Annotated in this window: 14 protein-coding genes and 1 pseudogene; 10 read left to right on the forward strand and 5 right to left on the reverse strand. The window is 62.0% G+C overall.

What is annotated here, in order from left to right:
- Positions 1 to 304 precede the first annotated feature (304 nt).
- From FQ705_RS21680 to FQ705_RS21690, 3 genes are read left to right on the forward strand one after another with little or no spacing between them, the layout of a single operon-like run.
- Complete coding sequence (locus FQ705_RS21680; RefSeq protein ID WP_144144087.1) at positions 305 to 1,534, forward strand: D-alanyl-D-alanine carboxypeptidase family protein; 1,230 nt, start codon at positions 305 to 307, stop codon at positions 1,532 to 1,534.
- A gap of 13 nt (positions 1,535 to 1,547) precedes the next feature.
- Positions 1,548 to 2,519 (forward strand): D-amino acid aminotransferase, encoded by a 972-nt coding sequence (locus FQ705_RS21685; protein ID WP_144144088.1) that lies wholly within the window; start codon positions 1,548 to 1,550, stop codon positions 2,517 to 2,519.
- The gene (locus tag FQ705_RS21690) at positions 2,491 to 2,760 is read left to right on the forward strand and encodes a DUF493 family protein (RefSeq protein WP_260854583.1); all 270 of its coding nucleotides are present in this window, start codon (positions 2,491 to 2,493) and stop codon (positions 2,758 to 2,760) included. Before FQ705_RS21685 ends, FQ705_RS21690 begins: the two co-directional genes overlap by 29 nt.
- A gap of 33 nt (positions 2,761 to 2,793) precedes the next feature.
- Here FQ705_RS21690 and FQ705_RS21695 read toward each other — a convergent pair whose 3' ends face one another.
- The gene (locus FQ705_RS21695; RefSeq protein WP_144144092.1) at positions 2,794 to 3,768 is read right to left on the reverse strand and encodes a transcriptional regulator GcvA; all 975 of its coding nucleotides are present in this window, start codon (positions 3,766 to 3,768) and stop codon (positions 2,794 to 2,796) included.
- Positions 3,769 to 3,866: 98 nt separating this feature from the next.
- On the opposite strand from FQ705_RS21695, the gene FQ705_RS21700 reads away from it, so the two are divergent.
- The 3 genes from FQ705_RS21700 (at position 3,867) to lipA (ending at position 6,101) form a co-directional block, all read left to right on the forward strand.
- Entirely contained in the window at positions 3,867 to 4,193 is a 327-nt protein-coding gene (locus tag FQ705_RS21700) for a DUF2917 domain-containing protein (protein WP_144144095.1), read from the forward strand.
- 152 nt (positions 4,194 to 4,345) lie between these two features.
- Positions 4,346 to 5,083 (forward strand): lipoyl(octanoyl) transferase LipB, encoded by a 738-nt coding sequence (gene lipB / locus FQ705_RS21705; protein WP_144144097.1) that lies wholly within the window; start codon positions 4,346 to 4,348, stop codon positions 5,081 to 5,083.
- A 13-nt stretch (positions 5,084 to 5,096) separates the two neighbouring features.
- Complete coding sequence (gene lipA / locus FQ705_RS21710) at positions 5,097 to 6,101, forward strand: lipoyl synthase (protein WP_144144099.1); 1,005 nt, start codon at positions 5,097 to 5,099, stop codon at positions 6,099 to 6,101.
- 113 nt (positions 6,102 to 6,214) lie between these two features.
- Here the strand turns inward: lipA and FQ705_RS34600 are convergent, their stop codons facing one another.
- Both FQ705_RS34600 and FQ705_RS21715 read right to left on the reverse strand, forming a co-directional pair.
- Positions 6,215 to 6,349, reverse strand: a complete 135-nt coding sequence (locus FQ705_RS34600) for a hypothetical protein (RefSeq protein WP_260854584.1) — start codon at positions 6,347 to 6,349, stop codon at positions 6,215 to 6,217.
- Positions 6,350 to 6,404: 55 nt separating this feature from the next.
- Entirely contained in the window at positions 6,405 to 6,884 is a 480-nt protein-coding gene (locus FQ705_RS21715) for a hypothetical protein (protein WP_260854585.1), read from the reverse strand.
- A gap of 124 nt (positions 6,885 to 7,008) precedes the next feature.
- On the opposite strand from FQ705_RS21715, the pseudogene FQ705_RS21720 reads away from it, so the two are divergent.
- Positions 7,009 to 7,278, forward strand: a pseudogene (locus tag FQ705_RS21720) (ABC transporter permease subunit); the annotation flags it as partial.
- A gap of 23 nt (positions 7,279 to 7,301) precedes the next feature.
- Here FQ705_RS21720 and FQ705_RS21725 read toward each other — a convergent pair.
- The gene (locus FQ705_RS21725; protein WP_144144101.1) at positions 7,302 to 7,985 is read right to left on the reverse strand and encodes an HAD family hydrolase; all 684 of its coding nucleotides are present in this window, start codon (positions 7,983 to 7,985) and stop codon (positions 7,302 to 7,304) included.
- A gap of 218 nt (positions 7,986 to 8,203) precedes the next feature.
- Here FQ705_RS21725 and FQ705_RS21730 point away from each other — a divergent pair, with 218 nt between their 5' ends.
- Complete coding sequence (locus FQ705_RS21730; protein ID WP_144144103.1) at positions 8,204 to 9,871, forward strand: Na/Pi cotransporter family protein; 1,668 nt, start codon at positions 8,204 to 8,206, stop codon at positions 9,869 to 9,871.
- 9 nt (positions 9,872 to 9,880) lie between these two features.
- Here FQ705_RS21730 and FQ705_RS21735 read toward each other — a convergent pair whose 3' ends face one another.
- Positions 9,881 to 10,651, reverse strand: coding sequence for a DeoR/GlpR family DNA-binding transcription regulator (locus tag FQ705_RS21735; RefSeq protein WP_144144105.1), 771 nt, complete (start codon positions 10,649 to 10,651; stop codon positions 9,881 to 9,883).
- Positions 10,652 to 10,957: 306 nt separating this feature from the next.
- Between FQ705_RS21735 and ugpQ the strand changes: the two genes are divergently transcribed.
- Both ugpQ and FQ705_RS21745 read left to right on the forward strand, forming a co-directional pair.
- A complete protein-coding gene (gene ugpQ, locus FQ705_RS21740) occupies positions 10,958 to 11,743 on the forward strand; it encodes a glycerophosphodiester phosphodiesterase (RefSeq protein WP_144144107.1) in 786 nt (261 codons plus the stop codon).
- A gap of 103 nt (positions 11,744 to 11,846) precedes the next feature.
- Positions 11,847 to 12,986, forward strand: coding sequence for an ABC transporter substrate-binding protein (locus tag FQ705_RS21745; RefSeq protein ID WP_144144109.1), 1,140 nt, complete (start codon positions 11,847 to 11,849; stop codon positions 12,984 to 12,986).
- The last annotated feature ends 109 nt before the right edge of the window (positions 12,987 to 13,095 follow it).

The raw sequence follows: 13,095 nt of genomic DNA on the forward strand, positions 1-13,095 counted from the left end.
GTTTTCCGGGGTACAGGTACGCGAAAACGCAAATTAATCGCCCGCCTTTGCGCAAAGTTACCAGGATTGCGCGCGTATAATGAGCGCACTTTTTTGGGCGCAGCGCCGCCCATCCGGCAGTTCGCGCGCCGCGTAGTGGGCTTGCGTGCGCAGCGGTGCCGGGTGCGGATTGCGCTGCGCGAACCGACCGCGTAGCCGGAAGTCCAATGGGCGCCGCGCCGTTTTTGCGGCAAGACGCTCGCCGACCGGCTCTTCCAAACTATGCGCCCTGCGCGCGATGTATTTTTCTGCACGAATCGACCCTATGCGTTTTTCCACCTCCGGCCGCACGTCATTCCCTTCAGTCGCTTCCTTCGTTCCCCAATCGCTTAGCCGTGCCGTGACCCTCGGCGTGGTCCTGCCGGCCACGCTCGTGGCCAGCACGGCGTTCGCGCAAGTGCCGCCGCCGGCGGTGAACGCGCGCTCGTGGGTGCTCGTCGACGCCACCAGCAATCAGGTGCTCGCCTCGGGCAACGCCGACGAACGTGTCGAACCGGCCTCGCTGACCAAGCTGATGACCGCGTATCTCGTCTTCGAAGCATTGCAGGCGAAGAAGATCACGATGGATCAGACGGTCACGCCGAGCGAAGCGGTGCGCCGGGTCAAGACCGACGAATCGCGCATGTTCATCGAGGCGAACAAGCCCGTGACCGTGCACGATCTGGTGTACGGCATGATCATCCAGTCGGGTAACGACGCGGCGATCGCGCTGGCCGAACTGGTGGGCGGCAGCGAGTCGCAGTTCGTCAACATGATGAACAACGAGGCGAAGCGCCTCGGTATGACGCACACGCATTTCGCCGACGTGAACGGCATGCCCGATCCGCAGCACTACACGACCGCGGGCGACCTCGCGATCCTGTCAGCGCGTCTGATCCGTGACTTCCCCGACTACTACAACATCTTCTCGGTCAAGGAATTCACGTACAACAAGATCAAGCAGCCGAACCGCAACCGTCTGCTGTGGATCGACCCGACCGTCGACGGTCTGAAGACCGGTCACACGCAAGCCGCCGGCTACTGCCTGATCGCGAGCGCGAAGCGTTCGCTGCCGGGTACCAACGACGGCTCGCGCCGCCTCGTCTCGGTGATGATGGGCGAGACCAAGGAACACGATCGCGTGCAGGACAGCCTGAAGATGCTGAACTACGGCTACAGCGCGTATGACACGGTGCGTCTGTACAAGGCGAATCAGGTGGTCGGCACGCCGCGCGTCTACAAGGGTGCGCAGGATACGGTTCAGATCGGTGTGAAGGGCGATCAGTACATCACCGTGCCGAAGGGCATGGGCGACAAGGTGAAGCCGCAGATCGAGCAGATCGATCCGCTGATCGCGCCGATCGCGAACGGTCAGCAGGTCGGCACGGCGAAACTGGTCGCCGACGGCAAGGTGCTCGCGCAGTTCCCGATCGTTGCGTTGCAAGCCGTGCCGCAAGCCGGCGTGGTCGGCCGCGTGTGGGATTCGCTGATGCTGATGTTCAACAAGAAGAAGTAAGAGTCTGATTGCAATGACCGCTGTTGCCAATGCTGTTGCCGATGTTTCGCTCGACCCGATTGTTTATCTGAACGGCGAGTTGGTGCCGTTGTCCGAAGCGCGTGTGCCGGTTCTCGACCGCGGCTTTATCTTCGGCGACGGCATTTACGAAGTCGCACCGTTGTACGCGAATGGCGCTGGCCCGCGCACGCCGTTTCGCTTGCAGCAGCATCTCGCGCGTCTCGCGCGCTCGGTCGGGAAGATTGGCATCGCCAATCCGTTCGACGACACCGGCTGGCGGGAACTGATCTCACGCGTCGTCGCGGCCAACGAGGCCGACGGTTCTTTGCGCGTCGATCAGGACGCGATTGTCTACATTCAGGTAACGCGCGGTGTCGCCAAACGTGCTCATGCGTTTCCGGCCGGCGTACAGCCGACGGTTTTCGTGATGGTTACGCCGCTGCAGTTGCCGGGCGAGATGCAGCGCGCGCAAGGCGTGCGTTGCGTCAGCGCAGAAGATCGTCGCTGGCTCAATTGCGATATCAAGTCGGTGTCGTTGCTCGGCAACGTGCTGATGGCGCAATATGCGGCAGAGAACGACGCGTTCGAGACGATCCAGTTTCGCGACGGCATGCTGACCGAAGGGTCGTCGTCGAATGTGTGGGTGGTGAAAGGCGGCGTGTTGTCCGCGCCGCCGCGTAGCCGCAAGATTCTCGAAGGCATTCGCTACGGGCTGATCGAGGCGTTGTCGCAGGAATGCGGCATTCGCTTCGAAGCGCGAGAGATCAGCGAAGCCGAGGTGCGTGTCGCCGACGAGATCATCGTCAGTTCGGCAACCAAGGAAGTGCTGCCGGTCACGCAGCTCGACGGCCAGCCGGTCGGCGAGGGTAAGCCGGGCGCGGTCTTTGCGGCGCTGTATGCGGCCTATCAGCGGGCCAAGGTCAAGGAAGCGCAACACGTGCAGCAAGGAGTCGAGAATGAATCCCGAGAAAACATCACTGCTTGAGTTCCCGTGCGAATTCCCCATCAAGATCATGGGAAAAACGCATCCCGAGTTCGCCGACACGATTGTCGAGGTCGTCCGCAAGTTCGACAACGAAGTGGACGCCTCGCGTCTTGAGACGCGTCCTTCGAGCGGTGGCAATTACACCGGCCTGACCGTCACGGTGCGCGCCACGAGCCAGGAGCAGCTCGACGATATCTATCGCGCGCTGACGGGTCATCCGATGGTCAAAGTGGTGCTCTGACGCATCGGTCGGTCGTATTGGTTGTATTGATCGTTATGCTGTGACGCGCAATGCGTCCGCCGTTTGACCTGGGCCGGCATCGGCGCCTGGTCCCACCTCGCAGGCTTGATCGAAAAGCTGCTTGAAGCGGCCCACTTCCTCGAAGACCCAGTCGCGAAATGCCTTGACCCTAGCGGTTTCCATCATCTGCGGCGGGCAGATGAAGTAGTACTGCCACGGGCTCGGCCCGTCCACATCGAATAATCTGACCAGGCGGCCCGCCGCGATCTCGTGCATGGCGAGCGAGCGGCGTGTCAGGGCGACGCCCTGGCCGTCGATCGCCGCCTGCAGCAAATTCGACGAATCCTGATACAGCACGCCGCGCTTGGGCTCCGGCCAGTCGGTGAGGCCTGCGGCGTCGAACCATGGGCGCCATAGTTCGTCGTCGGAGCGCAGCAATGGCACTTTGGCGAGATCGGTCGGTGTTTGCGGCAGCTTGCCGCCGTTGAAGTTCGGCGAGCAGGCCGGGAAGAAAATCTCCTCCAGCAACAACTCCGCGTGCAGCCCCGAATATTTGCCGAAGCCGAAACGGATCGCCACGTCGACGTCGTCGCGAGCGAAATCGGTCAGCACGTTGGTGGACAGCAGTTCGAGGTCCCACTGTGGATGCGCCTCGATAAAGCTGCCGAGGCGCGGCGTCACCCAGCGCGCCGCGAACGACGACAGCATGGACACCACGAGCCGTCGCTCACGGTCGCCGGCACGGATTTCACGGGTGGCGTCGGCGAGCGCCATCAGCGCGGAGCGTACGTGGGTGGCGTAGCGGCGGCCGATTTCGGTAAGCCGCACGCGCTTACCGTCGCGGGCGAACAGCGCGACACCCAACTCGGCCTCAAGCGCGCGAATCTGGTGGCTGACGGCGCCATGAGTGACGAAAAGCTCGTCGGCGGCACGCGAAAAACTCTCGTGTCGGGCCGCGGCTTCGAAAGCCTTGATGGCGTTCAGCGCGGGTAATTGCCGGAGATCCATCGCAATATTTCTCACATAGAGGTGAAAATTGATCGTTTTGATCAAACCCTTGATACGCCTAGGATTGTAGTCACGAAACGATCTTTGGCGAGGGCATCATGCGAGAAATTTCCTCTAGTATCGCGTTTGAAATCCGTAGCGGCGAAACGGTGCCGATGAAGGTGGCGCGCAGCACCAAGCTTGTCGTGCGCGGCGGCGCGGTGTGGGTGACCCGTAGCGACGATACGGAAGATTACTGGCTGCAACCGGGTCATACGCTGCGTCTGCGTCGGGGCGAACGGTTATGGCTGAGCGCCGAAGGCAGCGCACGCGCGACAGTTGCGTTTTCCGTGCCGACGCGTTGCGACCAGCGCGCGTTGAACTGGTTTGCGCGCATCGGCGAGCGGCTGGCGGCGCGCATGCGCGGCGGGTGGCGGACGGTTTAGGTGGGCGCGGAAAGGCGTAAGGCGGGGGGAGATGCGTGGTCGGCGGTACGGCGCGGCACGGCTGGCGGCATGACGGCCAGGCATCCGCCCCGGCATCACTCATGCTTTCGCCTCCGGCGCCGATTCCCATATTTCGGTAAACTGGCGAAATCATGTGCGCCAACCCGGTTTCCCTGTCTACTTCGTCCGCCACGGCGCCGCTAACGCTGCGCTGGCGCGGCAGCGAACCCTACGAAGCCAGTTTCGAGGCCATGCGCGCGTTCACCGACTCGCGCACCGCCGACACACCCGACGAAATCTGGCTGGTCGAACATCCTCCCGTCTTCACGCTCGGCCAGGCCGGCGACCCGGCGCACCTGCTGGCTGCCGACAGCGGTATTCCTCTGGTGAAAGTCGACCGTGGCGGCCAGATCACGTATCACGGGCCGGGGCAGGTGGTCGCTTACCTGATGCTCGACCTGCGACGCCGCAAGCTGATGGTGCGTGAGATGGTCACGCGGATCGAGCAGGCCGTGATCGACACCCTCGCGGCGTATAATCTCGCCGGAGAACGCAAGGCGGGCGCCCCCGGCATCTATGTGGCAGAGGGCTCCGACGCGGCGCTGGAGGCAGGATCACACGCCGGCGCCAAGATCGCCGCGCTAGGGCTGAAAATCCGCAACGGCTGCAGCTATCACGGCGTGAGTCTGAACGTGAGCATGGATTTGCAGCCGTTTCTGGCGATCAACCCATGCGGCTATGCAGGGCTCGAAACGGTCGACATGGCCACGCTCGGCGTGACCGCCGGCTGGGACGACGTGGCCCGTACCTTTGCAGAACGCCTCACCGCAAACCTCGACGGCAGTCCCGCGGCCGTCGCCCAACCGCAGGCCGGTGCGCTCACCGCCTGACTGGACCGAACGAATGACTGACGTAACCGCGAACCTCGCAGCTTCTCCCGCCCCTGACGCCGTGCCGGCCGCCGCCGCGTATGACGCCACCGCGAAGCAGAAGGCGCAAGCCAAAACCGCCCGTATTCCGATCAAGATCATCCCGATCGAAAAGCTGAAGAAGCCGGACTGGATCCGCGTCAAAGCGGCCACCGGCAATTCGCGCTTCTACGAAATCAAGCAGATTCTGCGCGAACACAACCTGCACACGGTGTGTGAAGAAGCGAGTTGCCCGAATATCGGCGAATGCTTCGGCAAGGGCACGGCGACCTTCATGATCATGGGTGACAAGTGCACGCGCCGTTGCCCGTTCTGCGACGTCGGCCACGGTCGACCGGACCCGCTCGATGTGGACGAACCCGGCAACCTGGCGCGCACCATCGCCGCGTTGAAGCTGAAGTACGTGGTGATCACCAGCGTAGACCGCGACGATTTGCGTGACGGCGGCGCTGCCCACTTCGTGGAATGCATCCGTCAGACGCGCGAGCTATCGCCGGAAACGCGCATCGAAATTCTGACGCCGGACTTCCGTGGTCGGCTGGATCGCGCGATCGGCATTCTGAACGCCGCACCGCCCGATGTGATGAACCACAACCTGGAAACGGTGCCGCGTCTTTACAAGGAAGCGCGCCCGGGTTCGGACTACGCGCATTCGCTGAAGCTGCTGAAGGACTTCAAGGCGCTGCATCCGCACGTCGCGACCAAGTCCGGTCTGATGGTCGGCCTCGGCGAAACTGAAGAAGAAATTCTGCAAGTGATGCGCGACCTGCGCGAACACAACGTGGACATGCTGACGATCGGCCAGTATCTGCAGCCGTCGGAACACCATCTGCCGGTGCGCTCGTACGTGCATCCGGACACGTTCAAGATGTACGAGGAAGAAGCGTACAAGATGGGCTTCACACACGCAGCGGTTGGCGCAATGGTTCGTTCGAGCTACCACGCCGATTTGCAGGCACATGGAGCCGGTGTGGTCTGAGCCGATTGACTTGCTGTTAGCTGGACAAACAAAGCCCGCACTTGATGCGGGCTTTGTTTTTTTCGGCGAGCGTTGATTGCTCCAGCCACGCGTTGCGGCTCTGTCTGCCAAGCCTATCGATAGTGCCGCGCCAGAAACATGCAGGTGGAGGACACAACTGTGCCGATAAGCATGAAGGGATACAGGAAGTTGATGAAACGATCGCGCAACGAGCGGTTCTCGATGATGTAATCAATCAGATTAGGCATGTCATATCTCCCTTGAACGTCACGCGCAAAGTATATCGCGGCATTTTGAATTTGTTTAGGTTAACGAATAATGAGATGCGGAAAAGGACGCCGCTGAAATTGCCGTCATGAAAAGTGAAGGCCATAGCAGGCGTCGATCCGAATCTTTCTCGTCAAAGGGGCGCGTGTAGAGAGTTGCGGAGTCGGCTGCGCCAAACGACACAAGGATCGACGCTGCGATGATAAGCAGAACGTGCCAAAGAAGACCGGTTAGCATGAGTGCTCGGGCGCCGTCATGCGACGCCTCGCTCAATCCGCAGCCGATCTCGTAACACGCGCTCGCGCACATCGAAATGACGCCCCAGAGAAGCTGGCCGTCCTGCACTGAGCGCATTGCAGCGCCCGCCGACGCCTGCCTATAGAACCGCGAAAAACTCAACAGCGGGAGCAGTGCAATTGGCGCGAACACCGGTACGCCGATATTGAAGAACGACCAGCTAACGCGACCTAACAAATCGAGCATGAAGACTCCAGCGAAGATCAATCCTGCGATCATCCCGCCGCCGTCAACGCAAGGTCAATCTGCCGAACGGCCAGGTTGCGCCAGGGCGTATCTTCACGCCATCATTCGCTGAAGCCGCATCACTGCGCGCATCGACAGTCGCACTAAACAACTCGGCGTGAAAAATCACGTGGTTTTGCCGGCAGCGCTGCCGGAGATTCTCACGGGCTTGCGCATCGCCATCGGTTTCGGCTGGACCACGTTAGTGGCCGCCGGGATGGTCGTGGCCACCGCCGTTTTGGGTCAGATGGTGCTCAACGCGTCGAGTTTTCTGCGCACCGACGTCGTGGTGATGGGCATCGCGCTGATCGGCCTGATCGCGTGGCTGTTCGATCTCGGCATGCGCTTGTTGGAGCGACGCCTCGTGCTTTGGAAACGGCGCATATAAAGTCGCCGGAGTCCGGGCGAACCTTACGCAAACAGTTCGATCACCGGCCAGTTGCGTTGCTCGGCAATGGTACGCAAGCGCGCATCAGGATTGGTCGCAACCGGATGCGTGACACGTTCGAGCAGGGGCACGTCGTTGATGGAATCGCTATAGAACCAGCTTTCCTCAAAGTCTTCCAGCCGATGCCCGAGCGAAGCCAGCCAGCTCTCGGTACGCGTGATCTTGCCCTCGCGAAAGGTCGGCACGCCTGCCGCCTTGCCCGTAAAGCGCGCCGACGGATCTTCGCCTTCGGTGCCGAGTTCGATGCCCAGCAGATGCTCGAAGCCGAGCGCCACGCCGATCGGTGCCGTGATGAACACGTTGGTCGCGGTAACGATGCAGCATAGATCGCCTGCCTCGATATGCCGCGCAACCAGTTTGCGCGCGGCAGGCAGAATGGCCGGTGTGATTACCTCGCGCATGAACTGCGCATGCCACGCGTCGAGTTGCTCGCGCGAGTGACGCGCGAGCGGCGCCAACGTGTAGTTCAGATAGGCGGCCATATCGAGCGTGCCCGCTACATATTGCCGGTAGTACCCGTCGATTTCCTCGGCATGCCGCGCCGCGCCTTCCACACCCAGGCCTGCCATAAAGTGGGCCCAGGCCTGATCGCTGTCGAGCGGCAGCAAGGTGTGATCCAGGTCGAACAGCGCGAGGTTACGGCTCATCCAGCGTCCTTTGATTGATGGGTCGAGGCAGTCGCACAACCGGGGCATGGAGCATATCGGGGATACGCAGTCGCCCACAGTTTGCACGAGCGTATTATTAAAAGCACAAAATTACAATAAGGCAAAAATGTGCAACACTGATGACATAAACGCGCCGGGTGTCGCTCAACGCGGGACGCGGTTGGGATGTGGCAGCAGGAATGGATGCGCAGTGGCTTATGTTGATTCTCCTTAACCTCCTGGCGGGCGTGGCGCTCCTCGTGTGGGGCTCACACATCGTGCGCACCGGCATCCTGCGTGTGCTGGGCGCCGATCTTCGCGGCGTGCTCGGGCGCAGCACCAAGGGCCGCTGGCGTGCATTCCTGTCAGGCGTCGGCGTCACCAGTCTCGTGCAGAGTAGCAATGCCACCGCAGTGATCGTGACGTCGTTCGCGGCGCAGGGCATGTTGCCGCTCACCAGCGGCCTTGCGATCATGCTGGGCGCCGACGTCGGCACCGCTTTGATGGCACGGGTGCTCACGCTCGATCTCTCCTGGCTTTCGCCAATCCTGATCCTGCTCGGCGTGCCGCTATTCCTGTCGCGCAAACAGACGCGCGTCGGCCAGGCGGGCCGTACCTTGATCGGTCTCGGTCTGATCCTGCTGGCCTTGCATCTGATCGTCGAGACCGCGCAACCGATGATGCAGGGCGCTGGCGTGCGCGTGATGTTCGGCGCCTTGACCGGCGACACCATGCTCGACGCGCTGGTCGGCGCCGCCTTCGCCATGCTGTCCTATTCGAGCCTCGCCGCGGTGCTGCTGACCGCGACGCTGGCGTCGTCCGGGGTGATCTCGCTGAAGGTCGCGCTGTGTCTCGTGATCGGCGCGAATCTCGGCAGCGGCTTGCTGGCGCTGCTCGGTACGGTCGCGCAGAATGCGGCGGCGCGGCGTCTCGCGTTGGGCAGCTTTGCGTTCAAACTCGCGGGCGCTTTGTTGATCTTGCCGTTCGCGCCATTGCTCGCGCGTGGTTTGCCCGTGCTGATCGCCAATCCGCGTGAAGCCACGGTCGGCTTCCATCTGATCTACAACACCTTGCGTTGCTGCGCCTGCCTGTCGCTGATCGATCCGGTGGCGCGCATCTGCACGCGCGTATTGCCCAACCGGCCGCTGCCCAGCGGCGAGTTACGGCCCTTGCATCTGGATGCCGCCGCGCTTTCCACCCCGGCCCTCGCGCTCGCGCATGCCTCGCGCGAAGTGCTGCGCATCGGCGATATCGTGCGCACCATGCTCGACAACGTCGCCGATCTGATTCATCACAACAGTCTGGACAAGGCGCGCGAGACGATCCGCATGGACGACGACGTCGACGAACTCTACGCGGCGGTCAAAAGCTATCTGACGCTGATCTCGCGCGAACAACTCGATGAAGCCGACAGCCGTCGCTGGACCGATATCATTTCCCTGACGATCAACCTCGAACACGCGGGCGACATCATCGAGCGGATCGTGCGGGACATCGAAGAAAAGAAGATCGCGCACCGACTGTCGTTTTCGGAAGAAGGGCTGGGCGAGTTGGACGATTTGCAGGCGCGGCTCGTGAGCAATCTGCAGTTGGGGCTGTCGGTGTTTCTGAACAGCGATTTGCGTTGCGCTGAGCGGCTGCTTGCCGAAAAGGAGCGCTTCCGCGATCTGGAGCGCGCGTATTCGTATCGGCATCTGGATCGTCTCAGCGGTCAGACGCTGCGCAGCATCGAGACGAGCGCGCTGCATCTGGATCTGATCAGCGACATGAAGCGGCTCAATTCCCTGTTCTGCTCGACGGCCTATCCGGTGCTCGACGCAGCTGGCGCACTGCACGACACGCGCTTGCGCAAGCGCTCGCTCGACACGATGCACGTGAAGGAATAAGCGCGTGCCCTAAGCCAGAACGATCTCTGCCAGCTTCTTTTTCAGCGCGGCGAAATCGGCGGCATCGGCCGCTTTTTTGTTGGTGACGAGCACGTCGATCCGATCGGCCGGACAGTACGAAATGCGGCTGCGCTGGCCGATCTTGCTGTAGTCGGCGAGGATCACCACGCGGTCCGCATTGGCGACCATGGCGCGCGCGACTTCGGTTTCGGCGTGATCGTAATTGGTCGCGCCGTGCCGATGATCGATGCCGACCGGCGACAGCAGCGCCAAGTCCGCGTGATAACGGTGAATGTCGAGCACGGTGGTGGCGCCGGTGGTCGCCATTGCACGATCGCTGATCGAGCCGCCGAGCAGAATCACTTCGTTGGCGGTGTCGGTTTGATCGACCGCGCCACGCATCTTCAACGCGACGTCGATCGAATTGGTGACGATGGTCAGGTTCGCGAGTTTCGCCAGTTCCTCGGCTAACGCAGCGGTGGTGGTGCCCGCATCGATGAAAAGCGTCTGGCCGCTCGCGATCAAGCCAGTGGCCGCCTTCGCAATCGCAGTTTTGGATTTGACGCGCATGTGGGCACGCTCGGCGATCGGCGCTTCGTCGCCGGGTTTGATGGCGCCGCCGTGCACGCGCCGCAGTTCACCGAGCGCTTCGAGGTCGAGCAGATCGCGCCGCACCGTTTCGCGCGATACTCCAAGATCCGCCATGATCCGTTCGGTCGACACGCGTTGCAGCGTGGACAGCAACGCGCGAATTCTCTGATGACGGTCTTCCTGCCACATGCATTTTCCCTGGATGGTGACGCGTTCACACGACTTGAATCTAAGGACGTTATCGTGGTCACGAATGTGTGTCCACACTATGTCAGACGCGCTACTTTAGCCGGATTGTGTTGTATTTTTTTGGCAGCTTGCAACTTTGTGTATTTGACTTTAGCCTTCGCAAATCGAAACGAGGCGGCCTTTTCGAACAGGAAATGTTCGAAAAGGAAGTGAAATGACCTGATTCGAGCATTTCGCGGCGTTTGTTGGCAATTTGACCGAATGCTGTCGTCGCCACAAACGCTCTATCTGTAAAGGTAACGAGACGTGGGAAACGGGATTGATCAGGCTTCATCCGCAGACTGGCCCTATCCGCGACTGGTCGCGCATCGCTGCGGCGGCACGCTTGCGCCGGAGAACACGCTAGCCGGTTTCGAGGCCTGCGTGCGTTACGGCTATCGCATGGTCGAATTCGACGCCAAGCTCTCCGCCGACAACCAGCTCTTCCTGCTCCACGACGATACGCTCGAGCGCACCTCCAACGGTCATGGCGCCGCTGCCGACCACACCTGGGCGCAACTGACCGGCCTCGACGCCGGCGCCTGGTACGGGCCGCAGTTCGCCGGCACACGATTGCCCACGCTCGCCGATGCGGCCGAGCGGTGCGCACGCGACGGCATTGCCGCCAACATCGAAATCAAACCCTGTAGCGGCCGCGACGAGATCACCGGCGCGCTGGTGGCCGCAGGCGCGCTGACGCTGTGGCAGGACCAGACGCCGCCATTGCTGTCCTCATTCTCTTACGAAGCGCTGGCCGCCGCGCGCGACGCGGCCCCTTCGCTGCGGCGCGGCATGTTGTTCGAAGAAGTGCCGGCCGACTGGCTGCGCATCGTGCGTGAACTCGATTGCGTATCGCTGCACGCGAGCCACCGCTATCTGAACGAAGCGCTGGTCGCGCAGATCTGCACGGCGGGTTTGCGCGTGCTCGCCTACACGGTGAACGACCCGGCGCGTGCGCAATTGCTCGCGCAATGGGGCGTCGACATGATTTGTACAGATCGTATCGATAGGCTGCAACCCGACATGTTTTCCGCGCCGGCGAATCCGGCCTGAACATGCCGTAGACAAGCGCCTGCCAACCCGCATCGGCGCGACACGAAAGCTCGAACCAGAAATTTTCCAAACGTAGCAATTTCGGCACAGGATGGGGAACACCATGAACCGCACTGCGTTAGCTCGCGCCTTGACCCGCGCATTGACCTGTTCACTTTCGATGTCGGCCGTCGCCGGTATCGCCGCAGCGGGCGTCAGCACGGCCGCGTCGGCTGCACCGCTCGACACGCTGATCGCCGCCGCCAAACAGGAAGGCCAGCTCACCGTGATCGCGCTGCCGCACGACTGGTGCAACTACGGCCAACTGGTCGCGGGCTTCCAGAAGAAGTACGGCATCAAGATCAACGAACTGAATCCGGATGCGGGTTCGGGCGACGAAGTCGAAGCGATCAAGGCGAACAAGGGCAACAAGGGCCCGCAAGCGCCGGACGTGATCGACGTGGGTCTGTCGTTCGGTCCGACCGCGAAGGCGCAAGGCCTGTTGCAGCCGTACAAGGTCGCGACGTGGAACTCGATCCCGAAAGACTCGAAGGACGCGGACGGCTATTGGTATGGCGATTACTACGGTGTGCTGTCGTTCGAAGTGAACGCCGACATGATCGACAAGGCTCCGGCCGACTGGAGCGATCTGCTCAAGGCCGACTACAAGAACGCCGTGTCGCTGGCAGGCGACCCGCGTTCGGCCAACCAGGCGATCCAGGCCGTGTACGCAGCCGGTCTGTCGCAAAGCAAGGGCGACGCGAGCAAGGCCGATCAGGCCGGCCTGAAGTACTTCGCCGACCTCAACAAGAACGGCAACTTCGTGCCGGTGATCGGCAAGGCGGCATCGCTTGCGCAAGGTACGACGCCGATCGTCGTGCGGTGGGACTACAACGCGCTGGCCGACCGCGACACGCTCAAGGGCAATCCGAAGGTGCAGGTCGTGATTCCGAAGACGGGCGTGGTCGCCGGTGTCTACGTTCAGGCAATCAGCGCTTATGCGCCGCATCCGAACGCCGCCAAGCTGTGGATGGAATACCTTTACTCGGACGAAGGTCAGATCGGCTGGCTGACGGGCTACTGCCATCCGATGCGCTACAACGAACTGGTGGCCGGCAAGAAGGTGCCGCAGGCGCTGCTCGACAAGCTGCCGCCGCCGTCGTCGTATAAGAACGTGGTGTTCCCGACGCTCCAGCAACAGGACGCGTACAAGGACACGATCACGAAGCATTGGGACGAAGTGGTCGGCGCGAACGTCAAGTAAGCGATACGGCTTGAGTCGTGACGGCTGAAACGCCGCCGCGACTGGCCGCCGCCCTAGCCTGAAGTATTGCCACCGGCGCACCGCTTGTCATGAGCGGCGCGCCGGTGGC

The sequence above is a fragment of the Paraburkholderia sp. BCC1884 genome, assembly GCF_900996225.1.
Classification (GTDB): Bacteria; Pseudomonadota; Gammaproteobacteria; order Burkholderiales; family Burkholderiaceae; genus Paraburkholderia.